General features: G+C 41.3%; 9 protein-coding genes and 1 tRNA gene. 2 read left to right on the top strand and 8 right to left on the bottom strand.

Annotated elements, in window-relative coordinates; translation table 11 throughout:
• Positions 1 to 362: 362 nt before the first annotated feature.
• The 3 genes from tsaE to HMPREF9018_RS05290 form a co-directional block, all read right to left on the bottom strand.
• Complete coding sequence (gene tsaE, locus HMPREF9018_RS05300; protein WP_008449040.1) at positions 363 to 773, bottom strand: tRNA (adenosine(37)-N6)-threonylcarbamoyltransferase complex ATPase subunit type 1 TsaE; 411 nt, start codon at positions 771 to 773, stop codon at positions 363 to 365.
• 120 nt (positions 774 to 893) lie between these two features.
• Positions 894 to 1292 (bottom strand): hypothetical protein, encoded by a 399-nt coding sequence (locus HMPREF9018_RS05295; RefSeq protein WP_008449009.1) that lies wholly within the window; start codon positions 1290 to 1292, stop codon positions 894 to 896.
• 1 nt (position 1293) lies between these two features.
• A complete protein-coding gene (locus HMPREF9018_RS05290; protein ID WP_008449051.1) occupies positions 1294 to 2550 on the bottom strand; it encodes a 3-phosphoshikimate 1-carboxyvinyltransferase in 1257 nt (418 codons plus the stop codon).
• A gap of 180 nt (positions 2551 to 2730) precedes the next feature.
• On the opposite strand from HMPREF9018_RS05290, the gene HMPREF9018_RS05285 reads away from it, so the two are divergent.
• Both HMPREF9018_RS05285 and HMPREF9018_RS05280 read left to right on the top strand, forming a co-directional pair.
• Positions 2731 to 2805 (top strand) — tRNA-Pro (locus HMPREF9018_RS05285).
• Between the two features lie 108 nt (positions 2806 to 2913).
• Entirely contained in the window at positions 2914 to 4131 is a 1218-nt protein-coding gene (locus tag HMPREF9018_RS05280; protein ID WP_008448976.1) for a tyrosine-type recombinase/integrase, read from the top strand.
• 105 nt (positions 4132 to 4236) lie between these two features.
• On the opposite strand, the gene HMPREF9018_RS05275 is transcribed toward HMPREF9018_RS05280, so the two are convergent.
• The 5 genes from HMPREF9018_RS05275 to HMPREF9018_RS05255 all read right to left on the bottom strand — a co-directional run bounded on the left by HMPREF9018_RS05275 (position 4237) and on the right by HMPREF9018_RS05255 (position 15585).
• Entirely contained in the window at positions 4237 to 5574 is a 1338-nt protein-coding gene (locus tag HMPREF9018_RS05275) for a hypothetical protein (protein WP_008448955.1), read from the bottom strand.
• A 19-nt stretch (positions 5575 to 5593) separates the two neighbouring features.
• Positions 5594 to 6649 carry a hypothetical protein gene (locus HMPREF9018_RS05270; RefSeq protein WP_008449037.1) on the bottom strand — a complete coding sequence of 352 codons (1056 nt, stop codon included), beginning with the start codon at positions 6647 to 6649 and terminating at the stop codon, positions 5594 to 5596.
• A gap of 19 nt (positions 6650 to 6668) precedes the next feature.
• Positions 6669 to 9371 (bottom strand): hypothetical protein, encoded by a 2703-nt coding sequence (locus tag HMPREF9018_RS05265; RefSeq protein ID WP_039864464.1) that lies wholly within the window; start codon positions 9369 to 9371, stop codon positions 6669 to 6671.
• A gap of 74 nt (positions 9372 to 9445) precedes the next feature.
• A complete protein-coding gene (locus HMPREF9018_RS05260; RefSeq protein ID WP_008449030.1) occupies positions 9446 to 11581 on the bottom strand; it encodes a hypothetical protein in 2136 nt (711 codons plus the stop codon).
• A complete protein-coding gene (locus HMPREF9018_RS05255; protein WP_008448986.1) occupies positions 11578 to 15585 on the bottom strand; it encodes a coiled-coil domain-containing protein in 4008 nt (1335 codons plus the stop codon). The genes HMPREF9018_RS05260 and HMPREF9018_RS05255 overlap by 4 nt, the downstream gene beginning before the upstream one ends.

The raw sequence follows: 15585 nt of genomic DNA, 5'->3' as shown, positions 1-15585 counted from the left end.
TAGTTTCTTGTAATACTTAACGAAGTCCTGTTGTTTATACACCTACAAAGGTAAAAAATTTTAAGCAAATCACAACTGTCAGTTATCTTTAATCTCTTCACTAACAGTTGTTTATACATCTACAAAGGTAAGAAATTTTAAGCAAATCGCACATAAACTTTAAAGATGTGCTTCCTTGTATCATTAAACCCTCCATTGTATTCCCTATAAGAGAGAAGAAACTTTAATTAGCTATAAAGATACAAAATATTTAAGAGGCCACCTTATTCCTTATTTACTTTTTTACATCTTCTTATCTCGAATTGAGGTTTGATTTTAAAAACTTAGTTGCATTTTTTTTATAGACTCTTCCTAAACGCTTTCTAAAGTTTAATTAACCTATAACCATCGTCCTCTTCTTCTATAACAACTTTTACAACATTATCCGGTAAAAGATCTTCTATAAGCTCTGGCCACTCTAAGAAACAAAGATTACCACTATCAAAATAATCAGAATACCCCATATCATAAACCTCTTCAAGCTTCTTTATTCTATAAAAATCGAAATGATATATAGGTAATCCCTTCCCATCAGTATATTCATTAACTATCGCAAAAGTGGGCGATGTTATAACATCTTTTACCCCAAGCTCTTCACAAACAGCTTTAATAAAGGTAGTCTTTCCTGCCCCCATTCTACCATAAAAAGCAAAAACATTATTGCTGCCAATAGTATTAATAAATTTCTTTGCAGCTTCATTAATCTCTTCTAAACTATTAACTTTTATTTCCATTTTATTGTCTATAATTTATTACATTTTCTTACTATAAATAGTGATATTCCATACAGATTAATTAACCCATAACCTTACTACTTTTACATTATACTAATTATATATATATTATTACTTTGATCATTCATCAATAAGTGCTATAAGCTCATCTTTTATTTGATCTGGCACATTAATACCTCGTATCATTAAGCTCCTACTCCACCCCTTAACCTCATAAGGCTTCATTGTATATAAGACATAAGCAAACTCATCTGCCTCATCAGAGGTATAACTGTCAGAAGACCTCCCTATAAACCTGTCCAGCTCTTCATCTTCATAATATTCAGCCTCATTTATAGCAGCCTTCATGACGCATACTTGTTCACAACTACCATCTGTAGCCATACATGTAGAGCAGTCTTGTGGAATATTACGTATAACTTTATGCTCACTACCATACTTATTAGCAATACGTGTAAATATACCAGCTATTAAGCCCAATACTATTAAAGACACTATACCTATTATTACTATATTCATCTTAACATCTTTCTTCTACTTTAAAACCCGCTTCTTTAAGATCTTTCCAAAACAACGGATATGACTTCGTAACAACATTAGGATCGCTTATGATTATTCTTCCTAACCTCAAGGCTAATGGTGCAAAAGCCATAGCAATACGATGATCTCCATAAGTATTTATTATAGGCTCAGATTCTATATCACAGCGTTTACCGTCCCATCGCAATTCATCATCGTTATTATTATATAAAACATATCCTAATTTTCGCATTTCACACTTCATAGCCTCTATACGATCAGTCTCTTTTATCTTTAAGCTCGCTAAACCTGTAAAATGAAAGGACATATTCAGCAATGGGCACAAGGCTATAAAAGTAGGAGCAATATCTGGCTGATTTATAAAATTATAGTCTAAATGCTTTAACATACAGGTATGTTTAGACAATTTTACTACAGGAAGTGAATCATTTTTCTTTCTTTCAAAAAAAGTCTTAACTCCTAATAACGAAAAAATATAACGTAATGCAGAATCGCCCTGCCGCGAACAATCCATCAGACCTGGCAATAATAGCTCTACATTGTTACTTTTATGCAAAGCAATCATCTCATACCAATAGCTTGATGCGCTCCAATCATTTTCCACATAATAATGTCGTGCCTTATACTTCTGAACTGGGACTGTTATAGTATCGACATCTGTCCACTCTGCCTTAACACCATATTCATGCATAACATGTAATGTTAAGTCTATATAAGGTCTGGATATGATATTATTTTTTAAATGCAACTCCAACCCTTCTTCAAAAACTGGAGCCACCATTAACAAAGCAGATATATATTGTGAACTTATATTCCCTGCCATTTCAATGTGTCCTCCTTTTAATTTTTTACCTATTATACGAAGTGGAGGAAATCCTTCTTCTTCTTCATAAGTAATATTAGCTCCAATACTTCTCAAAGCATCTACAAGAACTCCTATTGGTCTATGTTTCATTCTCTCATTTCCAGTTATAACATGTTCCCCTTCAGTAACACTTAATAAAGCCGTCATAAAGCGCATAGCTGTACCTGCAGCATCTACATTTATCTGATATGGCATATTTTTTAAAGCATCAATTATAACCTTTGTGTCATCACAATCAGAAAGATTGTCTGGAATTATTATGCTTTTTGATAATGCATTGATAATAAGAGAACGATTACTTACACTCTTAGATGCTGGCAAATAAATGCAAGCATTTATAGGATTTGCTGGAGAAGTGATAGTATATAGCATTATTATATCTTACTTTTTAAAAGTTTTTTACTTATCCTATAATATTATAAAATCATATTAAACGTCCTCTTTATAGAGGTATACAAAAGTAATATTTATATTTGAGCCTAAGTAAAAACGAAACAAAAAAATTTGCTAATCTCACCTTTTATCTTTAATTTTGTAACGTAAAATAATCAACGGGATGTAGTTCAGTAGGTTTAGAATGCTGGTCTGGGGGACCAGTGGTCGCAAGTTCGAGTCTTGTCATCCCGACAAAAACAAAGTTAAGCAATTGATTATTTGACACTTCCGCATGGTCGGGGGTGTTGAGGTCGGCGAAAAGTCGGTGAAGCTTGATTTTAGTTTAATACTAATTGTTCAATGGGGCATTTCAAACAAAGTTTAGAAATGCCTAAAAAAAGTTTTTCTTATCAGAGCGGAGCAACAGCTACCAATGAGATAATTGGATGGAAAACTCCGAAGTTTCATCAGGCTTCGGAGTGTTATGTTTCTCTTTCTGCCTTTGACCCTGCAAGGGGTAAGTTTCATATTAAGAAGTTTATGCTTGGTCATATTAAAGGTAAGCGTAACCAACGGGTATATGGAGAGGCACTTATCAAAAGGCTCACGGAGAAGCTGATGCAGGGATGGAATCCTTGGGTGGAGATAGAACAGCCTTTAGCATATTCTTCTTTCGATGATGTATGTAGGAAATATGAGGAATATTTATGGAAACTATTGAAAGAGCATAATATGAGAGAAGAGTCAGTGGTATCTTATATGAGTAGACTGAGGGTATTGAAGGAGTGGAAGGAAAAAGAGAAAGTAAACCTATTTTATTCTTATCAGTTTGACCATCGAATGGTGGGTCAGTTTTTGGATTATGTTTTTATAGATAGGAATAATACACTTCGTACGAGGAATAATTATTTATCTTGGTTAAAGACGTTTTGTAAGTATTTGGTGGAGCGTGGTTATGTTCCGAATGACCCTACTAAGAGTTATTCCGTGGTAAAGCGTAGGGGACAGGTAAAGAATCGTGATGTAATTCCTGATGACGTGTTAACCATAATGCACTCTTGGTTATGGGAGCATAATAGGCATTATTTGTTGGCTTGTTATATGTTACATTATCTTTTTATTCGTCCTCGTGAGATGAGTTATATAAAGGTGGAGGACTTTAGTGTTAAACGGAAGACTTTGTTTTTACATGGTAACATTACAAAAAATCATCACGATGCAGTGCTTACAGTTCCTGATCATGTGTTACGACTGATGAATGATTTGAGAGTGTTTAATAATCCAGGAAGTTATTATTTATTTGGTGATGATTTTATGCCTGGTGCGGAGCGTAGAAACGAGAAGTGTTTTAGAGATTATTGGACTCGAGTGCTGCGTAAGGAGTTAAATCTTAGCGACCGTTATAAGTTCTATTCACTCAAAGATACTGGTATAACGAATATGCTTCGTGCGAACACGGATATTTTGACGGTGCGTGATCAGGCACGTCATTCTTCGATATTAATAACTGACATTTATACGCCAAAGGATATTAAGGAGGCTAATAAGCTGTTGTTAAATTATAAAGGAGTGCTGTAACCTTTTAATATAAAAAATAAAATGGCATATATTACCATCCTACTGTCCATCTTTCCTACAAATTATTAAACAGAGGAATGCAGTGAGAGGGATATGGGGGGCATTTTAGTTTTGCCACCCCCAATACCAATAATGATTTTCTGCATCATAGACAAACTGATGAATATAAGCTCCATCTAAGCGCCTATCCGTATCTCCTCTACTATAACTTAATCTATCCCCGTCAGCAGTATGAATTGTTACTGCACGAGATCTGCTTGGTACAATATAGAAAGATTGCCCATCTTCACAATCAGAAGGTAGATACCAATCAGCAGAGTCTGCTCTGTTTACTAAGAATGTGTCCATCTTGTCGATATAATATGTTTCTTCATTAACACGCTTTACATTTAAGCGGAAACCCTTTATACAACCATGTCTAATGTATATTGCATTATTTTCATAAAAATCGCTATTTGCGCCACTAGCCGATATGTACACACAAGTATTATAGATATTTTTTTCATCATCTCTTTTTAAATCACTTTCAAACTTAGCCACAGCATAATGGGGAACAACAGGAGAAGTAGCCCTAAAGAAACCAATTCCAGCAAACCTACCAACCCTATCGTCTTTAACTACTAGAATAGGGATACCCTGAAATGTTCCAGCGGTGCCTACTAGGTTATTCTCTACTATGGAAAATCTACCAATATAGCCGTTATCAGCTTTTACAGTTCCCTCTACATTAATATTCTTAAACGTAGCATTCTCTGCATCAATGGTTTGTGCCTTAACGCCCTCTGCAACAATCTTCTTGGCGTCAATAAAATTGGCATTAAGCTTACCATTCTCAAATAGAGATGCTTCTTTATCGTTATTGGTAACTTTTACCTTGTTACCCATTAAATTAACGCTATCAGATGTTATCTCTATCCCAGCTTTCTTTAATCCGTCTGTAACAAACAACCTAATTTTATCCGATAACATCTTAAACATAGAGTAAGCCTTACTTAGCAACGAACCATCCTCTTTCACTGCTGTATCTGATGCTATCGCTTCGACAGCCTTTTCTTGCGCTTCAAACTTAGCTTTGTACACGTGGTTAGCGTTCACATTGAAAGCTACACTGCCTACCCTTGTCTTGCCCTTGTAAATAGCCGTAATATCTACTCTACCGCTATATGCGCCCTTGGTAACGCTTATAATAGTCAGCACACCATTAGCAAGTGTAGCCGTACAATTAACAGGCGTAACATCGTACTTCTCGGCTGTTACCTCTGTCTGTCCGTCATACAAGCCCACCTTAGCCGTGTTCGCTGATAACACCTTTGTAAGAATTGCTCCGCTCTCATCGGTATCAAAGATTAGCTGACTAGGAATGACAGCTAAGGTAAGGGCGGGCGCACCGTCCTTACCGTGAATATTCTTTCTAACCGAGAATGTCTTTTGTGCTAATACCATACGCTAATCCTCCCCTCGGTTAGTTTAGTTCCACCGTGAAAGCCTGCGTACCGCTCAACAAGTCAGCGTATGCAATTGTTAGCTCATAGCGTGCCTGTTCTGCGTTGAGTGTACACTCTTTTCTACCTTGTTCTCCCCACGTGGTATCCATAGCGTTGTTGGCAGCAAATCGCCACACGAACATCTTATGCGCCTGAAGAAAATCAGCGTTCGTAACATAGGTAGCACCCTGACGGATTTTAAACCAATGTGCCAATGTGCCGCCTGTGTCCACGCTGTCGCCATTTGGCTGAAATACATCTATCTCGTAAGGGTCGCTACCGTCGTAGAGCGTGCCAATAGCAAACACTTCCTTTTGCGCTGTGGCACTACCCGCATCGGCATCTTTGATAACACACTTAAAGATACCCACATTCGTAACTGCCGAAGCAGGTACGGTGATTTCGTTAGTCGTAAAATTAGCGATGCCTTGTGCCGTACTTTCATCCAGTTCCACCCACGAGCCATCTCTCAACATCATCCACTTGTAGGTAACATCTGTATTATCAATATCGCCACCACGCATAAGATCGCAGTGCAGCTTCAATAATGCTGTCGAGTTGTCGAACGTGTCGCCTTGTGGCATATACATACTTGCAAGAATGTTCATACCCGCATTCTCCACCTTGGTGATATCAATAGATGCCGTTATAGGTGCGGTAATCTTACTTGTTGGGTCGGTATAAGTCGCTTCACAAGTTATCTTCAAGCCTGTACAATCGGTAAGGTTGGTAGCCAACTTCTTAGCCGAACTACTCTCAATATCCACTAACTTTGTAGCCGATGCCGTGCCGTCCTGCTTTACTACGCTCCACTTAAACCCGCTAACATTAGCGATTTGATCGCCCGTAAGTCCACTCACCAGCAACATCGGTGTAATGGTAAGGTTCTGCTCTGTATAGTCGGGCGCAAAACTCTTTGTGTCACGCGAATAGATCTGTGTTAAAGCCTTATCCACCTTTAGCGTAAAGGTGAGTGTCTTACCATTGATAATCTTTTTGACCGTAAAGGTCTTTTGTGCTAATACATTTGCCATTGTTTCTATTTTTAAAAAATTAAAAAGTTCTACTTGCTAATACATCATTGCCGTCGGCACTCAAAAACGCACAGATAAACGAGGTATCCCCCTTTAAGTCATCGTAAGTTACCAATAGCGTATTACCTATATTCTCGTGCGCCCCATTCCAAGCCGTATCACCAGCCGAATACTCGCTTACCCTCGTCCAACGAAAGCGAGTAGTGGGCAGCGTGTCTGTCGTCTCAATATCATTCTCCCATACGTGCAGCTCAAAGGTAGCCCTCCAATCCGTCTGTCCCTCCGTAAAAGCTGCACTACCAGCCGAGGAGAAACCCTCCACCCTTAGCCCACTACCACCCTTAGCAGCATAGATACCCCATGCCGCAGATTGATCGTTAGGTTCATCAGTTGTATCCATGAGACATATCCTTGTGCTTCCGTTATAGGTATAAGTCTCATATCGGTGTGCTTTCGTTCCAGGCTTCCAATCGCCCATATATAGCACATTAGGCACTTCCGCACCACTCTCGCTAATCCATTTCAATCTATTAGAGCGTAAGAACACTTGCCCAGCACTTAGATAAAATACGGCATTATCGGCAATGGAGTAATTGAAACTAGAGATAGCCCTATATCCCGCACTGACAGGAGAACCCCCGCTAGTGGTCTGCATAATCACATTCATACGATTGGCAGTAGTAGCCGTATCTATGCCGTGTGCAAGATCCCATGCTGCATTATGTCCGAACTGCACCACGCTATCGCCAGCTTGTGGCGCATCTGTGCGCTTGTCGTCATAGTAAGGTGTTTCGTTAGAAAGAATAATATAAGCTTCTTCGCTGTCGGTCTTATCCTTAACATCGGCTACCACACGCCAATAAGTGCGATTAGCAGCATCTTTCGTCAATCCTTGACGAAGATTAGAAGTTTGGCAGAAAGCCTGATCACCGGCAGCCCAAGTGTTGAATATCTGTGTAGTGCCGTCATCTGTTTTGAGGTGGCACTTCCACGCTACCACCTTACCTTCAGTAAGTATTGGGATAGCATCTATCAATACGCTAGCAGCATTGCTCTGCATCTGATCGCCACTAATACCAATCATACGCCTAACTTCCAACTCGTGGAAAGCAGCTCTCACCATTGCTTCAAAGAAATCTACTTGTATATGGCTTTTGCCCATGTGGTCTAACCACAACCTCCAACCAGCCCCACCTATACCTTCAGAGAAAGCATTATTCCCAAGACTGCCATGAACGGTAAGATTTCCTCCTATGGTAAGGTCGTGGCTAGTAGAGTCGTTGCGGTCTTTTCTCAGGATAGCATCCCAATCGGTGCTTTTCGGAGCAAGATTATTAGCTATCGTAGCCTTATCCGCCATTCCCGCTGCTATTTTCTCCGTTCCTAAAAGAAGATATTTTCCAAACCTATTCAGCGCATCAAGCACAGAGATGTTGGTATGCGTATGACCAAAAGCTCCATCTCCCTTATATGCCGCAGTTATAGTTTCTTTGAGAAATGCAATAATAGCATCTGCGGTTGTTACCCCCCATGACTCAGCATAAGGGTTCTGCACGGGGAAGAGTGCCCCACCACTCAGTTGTAGCTTTTGGAACTCAACTAAGCGTGGGGCGATGGTAAAAGACCCTACATCGGGTACTTTAATATTAAGTTCAGAGAGTGTCTCAGAGAGCGGAGTGCGTGGTAGGTTGAGATAAGGTCTGGCATCAGCATACTTATAAGTGAAGCTATAGCTAGACGGCAGTTTCTTCACTTCATAATTGACATTGCTCTCCGTTACTACAATGCGCCGTATATACGCATTAACATAGATATACTTGCCCAGCGACGGAAAGAAATCAAGTAACCACTGCCGTTCCTGCTTAGATAGTAATCCTGTATTTTTCTTAAATTCCCTCGCAGTATCAACACGATATTCCAGCGCATCGTTCTCTATCTCAGCAATATTATGCGTATGCTTTGCCGTATTTTCAGCATCGCCATAAGCACGGAACGTATCAACACCCCCGAGCGAGTTTTCAAACAAGATCCACTGTTCCTGTTCGCTCTTGATGTCAGAAGCATAGTACCGCTGCTTATAGGTGAGCCTGACACCCATGGTACTTTCTATCCAAACATCATAAAACGATGGCATCTTTTTAATTTTCTCCGCAATGATAGCATACTGTACGGGAATTGTCCATACACTGTCTTTAGGAAGATTAGCCAATAGCAAGTCGGTAGTACCGTACTGACCATTGTTGTCAACAAAGGCTTGACACTTAGCCACCACATCTTCGGTGGCATAATAAGTTAAAAATTCTGGTGTATAATAAGTAACGGGTTTTATGGATGGTTGCCATGTAAGAAAGTTCTCTTTCAGGAAATTGGTAGGCGAGTCAGCCAAATGGTCGACCCCTGCCCTCATAACTCTAAATGTATAAACGAATTTATTCTCCTCGTCATCCTTTTCCGCTATTTCTACTTTAAACGAACGTGCTATGAGTTCCTGCTTATATGGTTCTTTTTCCTCTTTAAGTATGAAAGTTAATAGCGGAGCAACAATTTTTTCGACATCAATATCCACCATATTCTTCTTATTGGGCGTATAAGCGTGCTGCACGACTATAGAGTCGCCCTGCTCAAGCCTTAATACAAAGGAAATTTCTTTATTCGTCGCAATAACGAAGTGATTGATGTTGCCAGTGAATGACAAGCTATCAGGTCTTAATATAATATCCATAAACGAAGATATGTGAAAGTATTAAGCACAAAAATAATTATAAGCACATAGAAGAGAAAGGACATACTCCCTTATTATTGCAACGATACTCTGTCGCAATTAGGCACACACTCCAACCATACTGTGGTGCGTGTAAACTCCCATTCCGAGTGATTCCAAAAAGAGCTATCCCTAAGCATTTTCGAGGTGAAGGAGGTTTGCAACCCATATTTTTTCCCCACAAACTCCTTAGACGGTAATGGGGGATAAATTGTAACGAAGGTGCGATTCTTATCTTTCCCCGAAGTCTCGTAAGCCTCTCTTGATACCTGCTCCTGCGTTACTTTAGGCACCCACTTGTATTCAGCCACCATATTAACAAGAATATCCTGTATTTTTGGAGCTTCGACAATGGGTTCCATTAATGATATGGTCTTAAACTCCGACTCAAAGGGTTCATTCTTCCCACCGAGTGTAAACTTTAGCTTATTAAAAAAGAACGGTGTACCTCTGATAACTACCTTAGCTACAGCGGGTAAGTTTTGCTTCTGCGATAGCGACAGTAACAATTTCACCTTCATGTCGTGTAACGAATTGCGAAGCATAAGATCGTAAGGACGATAAAACTTCTCGTAGATGCCATCAGAACCGTTATAATAGAGTGCGTAATCGAATAATTTAACATGATTACTATCATTAACCACCCGATAGGGCGAAATGGTAGCTCTTGTTTGGTCAAGATCATAATAAGTGAAAGCCAGCATTGTGTTTTGCTTCACTGGCTTTTCGGATGTCTCCTTCTTATCGCTACCTGTAACTATCATTTTCGAGTTAACCGCAATGTAATTACCCACATACAAGAATTTTCCCAATTCGGTAGTACGCTCCTCCCCCTTTGGCTTAACCGTTAACATTCTAAACTCAGGAATGAGTTCTGGTACCTTTATTTCCTTTAACGCTAAATGTTCACCTGTATTATAGTCTTGTGCCGCTTCCCCTATTTTGGTGATGACCTCATACGCCCCCGAGAAGCCCACCTTATAGAAAGTGCCCTCTACGGGATTAAACAATGCGCCAGGGTTAGCATAATACATACTCTTTAGATCATCGTAAGAATCAGTAGACTCGGCATCGATCTTATTAGCAGCTCGCAGAATAATTCTTTGATAATCCTTTTCCGACTTATAGATAACTGTAGGTTCTTCCGTAATACAGTCCGTAAGATCCTCTGAAGGCACGTTCTGGAGTATCTCCCTTAAAAATACTACCTTTACCTCACGGCTTCCCTCATCGGCAGAGAACTCACAGCAGAACTTCTTGCGAAAGACCTCTAAAAAATCGGTACAAGTTACATCAGGTACAAGGTCAGCCACTTTTATTTTACCATTGACCAAAACATCGATAACATTATTAAGTACTGCCATTTTATCAAAAGGCTCGGTAATAGAAAAGAAATTATCTTGCAACGTGTATCCAAAATACTTGAAGATACGTTGTAGCAGATAATTAGCACGGATAAAGGGCGATATGTAGTAACCAGGCTTTAACCTAATGGGGATATTGTCGACATATTCCGTACGCTCTACAGCATTATAGAAGTCGCAAAGCTCTCCACCCACATCAGGAATAAAAGCAGAAACAGGGGCTCCCTTTTCCTCTTTTTTAAAAAGACCATTGGTTAGCACACGTGGCGACTGGTACTGTAAAGGTGCTTCCCATCCAAAAGCATTAATAATTTTGTAATTATAAGCGTTAGCATCTCCAGAGTCGTCGGTAACGAGGATGGGGAAAATGGTAAACTTATCGTTAGTGTTATCGCGGAGCTTACGACAGAACTCTATGCCCTGCTCCACGGTATTAACACCAGGTATAAACTCACCTTTGAATACCTCCTTGAGCTTAATGTTTTTTATCTTCGAGTAAAAAGAACCATCGTTGATGTAAAAAGACGTAGCAATATCGCCTTTATATTGTGCCGATAGTACCATTTGTCGACATTGTGCAAAGTATTCCCCATCTTGGATAGTTACATCAATGAGTTGTGCTTTTCGCCTTTGTGCCAACATATCGGGAAAATTGAGCAATCGCCTGTTGTGATCAGAGGCAGGAAGCTCCAGCGGAGTTGATTGCTCGCCATAGTCATTGAAGAACGGATTGGTACGTTCAATTTGTATTTGGGTATCGGGCTTGAGGTTGTAGTCTTCACCCTTTTCGAGATTTGTTACTCTCATGATTTACTTCCGTATTTACGCGCTTTATCGCGCAGTTGTTGTTTCTGTTCAAGCTCGTTTAGTGCCACGCTAGCAGCAATGCCGTTGGTGGAGATACTATCGAGGACATCGGTAAGGCGTTTGATGAGCGAGTTCTTAAAGGAGTCCTGAGCAATGCCACGCACATCACTGGTGGTGGGGATAATGTGTCCCCCTGAGGCACGCCCCGAGGCTTGCTGTATGAGGAACTTATTCATATCGAGGGTGCGTATCTTACCTGCACGCTGGGCACGGTCGATAATGTCGATGATAGGGGCTACGGTAGGATTCTCAACAGCTGCATTCGATGCCACCCACTCCTTGCTATGGCCATAGCCTCCCTCTCCGACGATGACCGTAGGTTTGTTGATAAACCCTCGACGGTTAGGGTCGTAGGCTGCGTGGAAGAGCTTGCCATCCTGCTCTCGCTCAATGTCTATGCTACCGCCCGACTCCAAACCAGTGGCGACACGTGCGCCCGAAGCGGAGGCGGAGCCACCAGCACCATTCAAACTCATTCGCTTCACTTTCTGACGCTCGGCGTAGGCTAAGGCGAGCTGTGCTGTACCAGTGATACTCATTAGAATTGCTGCTGGGATACCTGCCGGATATCCAAGCTCAGCGAAAGTTTTAGCAACAGCTGATGCAGTAGAGGCAATAATCTGTGCAGCTTGAATTGCAAAGTTCACATCGGCATACTTCTTCTGTATATTCAGCTTCTCCTCGGCTTTCTTCTTCTCGATGTCAGTAGTGTCCTTACCTGCGTTTCGTGCAGCCTCTATCTCGGCATCGTACTTGGCGTCGACATTCGCAATCTCGGCATCTTGAAGAGCCTTGACCGCACCACTGGCAAGATTAGCGTAGTAGTCGAAAGCCTCCTTTGCCTTCTGTATCTTGAGATTCTTTACGGCTTCCTCGTATTCCTGCTGTGAGATTTCCTTGTTCTGCAAATGGAGTTGGAGCATCTCAAGCTCGGCGTTATAGAGTTCCTGCTGGGTAGCAAGTCCGTACTGCTGGCGTATCTGTAGGCGATGCTGCTCTGCCTCTCGGTCGAGGTTAGCAAGGGCTTGTTGATGCTCTTGTTCCGTAAGTAATCCTTTTGCGTGGTCGTCATTTATCTTCTGTTGGCGTGCTGCAAGCTGGTCCTCGAAAGTTTCAAGACCATATTCTTGGCGAGCCTGTGCCTTTTGCTGCTCAAGCTCTTTCATCTTAGCGAGTTGCTTATCATTGTACTCCGACAAGATATTGAGGCGAGCCTGCTGGTAGGCAGCGTCAACGGCAGACTCGTCCTCTCCGCTTTGCTGCGCCAGCTGTAAAGCCGTGTCATAGTACCCACGGAGGACTTCGAGTTTGGCATCGCGTTCCTGTTCCAGGGTTAAGGTTTGCTGAACCTTGCCCTGGTCTATGAGCTGCGTCATTACGGCTTGATACTTCTCTTCGGCAGCGATGCGTGTCTCTTCAAGTTTCTGCTGGGCTTGGGCAACGTTCTTACTCTGACCCGTTTCGAGTTCCTTCTTCTTGGCGGCATCCTTGAAAGCCATCTGCGTAGACTTGGTGTAATAGTTCTGCTCAATAGTAAGGAGGTTGGTGGCGTGCTGCGTGTTGAGCGCAGAGATATAGATGTCGTATTGCTCCTGTGAGATTTTCTTCTGGGCAAGCGACATATTGAGGTTGTTTACATCCTTTTGATAAGCGGCATTGGCTGCGTCGAGCGAACTTTGTCGGGATTTTGAAAAATTACGGGATGCTATATCATCGGGGTCTTTCTTCTTTTTCTCTTTCTTTACTTTTTCAGCCTTAGATGAGTTAGGTTTTTCTTTCTCTATTATTTTTTCTTCTAAGTCGATTTGTTGTTGCTTCGCTAACTTGCGTATGGCTTCAATACGGGCATTGTCATCCGATATATATTTCGTTTCTTCTTCTATACGTTTATCATTATAAAGAACTAACTTTTGGAAAGCCAAAATTTGGTCTTCCGTATCTCTACTTATTTCTTGAATGAGTTTACCTGTTTTCTTATCAAAGATACCTTGCTTCATAGTAACATTTCCACCTCGACTGGCATGAATATCAAAAGTGCGAATCTCACGATCGTCATTCATGCCTAAAGCACGGAGCTTGTTAATGGCGTAGTTACGATTTCCTTTTCTGTTTTCAAGTAGCAGATTGTGATTTAGCTGATTACCAGTAATGCTCCCAATCTTACCTATCATAGCTTGTGCCATAGCTGCTTTCATAAGGTTCTTTGTATAGTCCTTGATGGCAGAGGTATTATTGTTTATCAATTTTCCCTCTGTTGTGAGCTGTGCATGATAGGATGGGATAATCCTCTTTAATTCGTCCAAAGCCTTAATTCGCTTTGCATTTGTTTCTGTGTTATCATTAATCGTCTTTGTGAGCATATCAATCTTCGACTTCTGTGATGTTACTGAGTCGTTAACAGCCCTCTTGATAGAAAGCTGGTCGGAAACAATTTGTTTTGATACGTTACTGGACATAGAAGCAAGACGTTTTTGTGTTTCCTCTAAACGCTTTGTTATTACATCTGCTTTCGATGTTCGGGCTATATAAGTACCGATAGCAACAGCTGCAGCAGCAATAGCTGTGGCAAGTAGCATCATTACGTTAGCCTTACAGGTAGCATTAAACAGGCGTATGGCAGCATTGGCGCGTGTAGTAGAACTGGTAATGGCAATAAAAAGGAGTTGTAAACCTTTAAAAGTACTTGTAATGGTTGCCCATCCAGCAACGATAGCTTTTGAAAGAGCCATGTTTGAAATGAATGCCTTGAAGCTGGTATTCAATGCTGTCATAGACACAACAAGGCCAACCATAGCAACAGTGAGGGATATAGTAGCGGTGCGATGCTGGGCAAAGAACTTGATAATATCGAGCAGCCCTATCTTAATTCTACCATAAACTCCTTCTACAAGCTCGTCATATTCCAATAAAGCCTTACCCACCTCATATTGTTTGTTTTGTAGGCGTACAGCTGCCTGTGCTGCACGGTCGGCGGCAGAAATATATCTGGGGCCAGCTTCCGACAAAGACTTCTCTACAATAGAAGCTACTCCACGCATAAAGTCTCCTGTTTCTTTGGTCTTTTCGCTGATTTCGGCAGCAGAAAGTCCAAGGTTGTCAAGAATCATGGGAGACTGGCGACCAAGACCTGTAACGATGGAGTCTACCATATAATCCAGAGACTGACCCGTCTGTTGGGCTTTAAGCTGGGCGAAGGATAAGTACTTGCCAAGGTCTTCGAGTGGGATGCGGAAGTCCTTGGCCTTGACAGCAGCCTTCATTAGCTCTATATCTCCAACGGTTCCCTTGGTGGCGGTACGGAGTTGGTTTAATAATTCTGGGTTTCCAAACTGGCTAAAGGCATGAGTAATACCATCGGCAGAACGAGCCATCTCTACACCCTCGTTGGTAAGTTCTCGCACAGAATCACGTAATTCTCCCAGTTTACTACCGAACAATTCCAAAGCCTTATAGCCCACTTGACCGTAAAAGAAGTTATTAACTCCATCGCTTGCAGCCAATTCGGTAAACGACTTGGCATTTTGTCGAAGTTCAGCTATTCTACCATTGACATGGCTTAACTGATCCTCCAGATTTTTATACTCTCCTGGATTGAGGGATTTAGAAACATTGTCGAGCTCGCGCTGGAGTTCCTTCGACTGTTTACGAAGCTGAGACATCGTCATAGTGGTTACATCAAGGGAACTACGGAGCTTTCTCATTTTATCCTCGTTATCCTTGATTTGCTTGCTATAGGACTTGCACTCTTCGCTTAACCTTTTATACTGTGCAGAGTTTTTTTGCCCTGTAGCCTCCAACTCTATCATTGTTTTGCGCCGTGCACTCTCCTCACGACGGAGTTGTGCCGTGGATTTACCAAGACTGTGAAGTTCCTGCTGTGCCTTGGAAGAATCGGCAGAGATAACGTATTTTATCTCATCCTCAGAAAGATGTTTTGATGCCAT

This window comes from Prevotella amnii CRIS 21A-A, assembly GCF_000177355.1.
Taxonomy (GTDB): Bacteria; Bacteroidota; Bacteroidia; order Bacteroidales; family Bacteroidaceae; genus Prevotella; species Prevotella amnii.
The sequence above is the reverse complement of the archived record's forward strand: the minus strand, read 5'-3'. Positions and strand labels throughout refer to the sequence as shown.

Coding starts and splice junctions, on each gene's coding strand:
- HMPREF9018_RS05295 (WP_008449009.1), bottom strand. CDS start 1,292: ATGAATATAGTAATAATAGGTATAGTGTCTTTAATAGTATTGGGCTTA.
- HMPREF9018_RS05280 (WP_008448976.1), top strand. CDS start 2,914: ATGGGGCATTTCAAACAAAGTTTAGAAATGCCTAAAAAAAGTTTTTCT.
- HMPREF9018_RS05270 (WP_008449037.1), bottom strand. CDS start 6,649: ATGGCAAATGTATTAGCACAAAAGACCTTTACGGTCAAAAAGATTATC.
- HMPREF9018_RS05255 (WP_008448986.1), bottom strand. CDS start 15,585: ATGGCATCAAAACATCTTTCTGAGGATGAGATAAAATACGTTATCTCT.
- tsaE (WP_008449040.1), bottom strand. CDS start 773: ATGGAAATAAAAGTTAATAGTTTAGAAGAGATTAATGAAGCTGCAAAG.
- HMPREF9018_RS05290 (WP_008449051.1), bottom strand. CDS start 2,550: ATGCTATATACTATCACTTCTCCAGCAAATCCTATAAATGCTTGCATT.
- HMPREF9018_RS05265 (WP_039864464.1), bottom strand. CDS start 9,371: ATGGATATTATATTAAGACCTGATAGCTTGTCATTCACTGGCAACATC.
- HMPREF9018_RS05260 (WP_008449030.1), bottom strand. CDS start 11,581: ATGAGAGTAACAAATCTCGAAAAGGGTGAAGACTACAACCTCAAGCCC.
- HMPREF9018_RS05275 (WP_008448955.1), bottom strand. CDS start 5,574: ATGGTATTAGCACAAAAGACATTCTCGGTTAGAAAGAATATTCACGGT.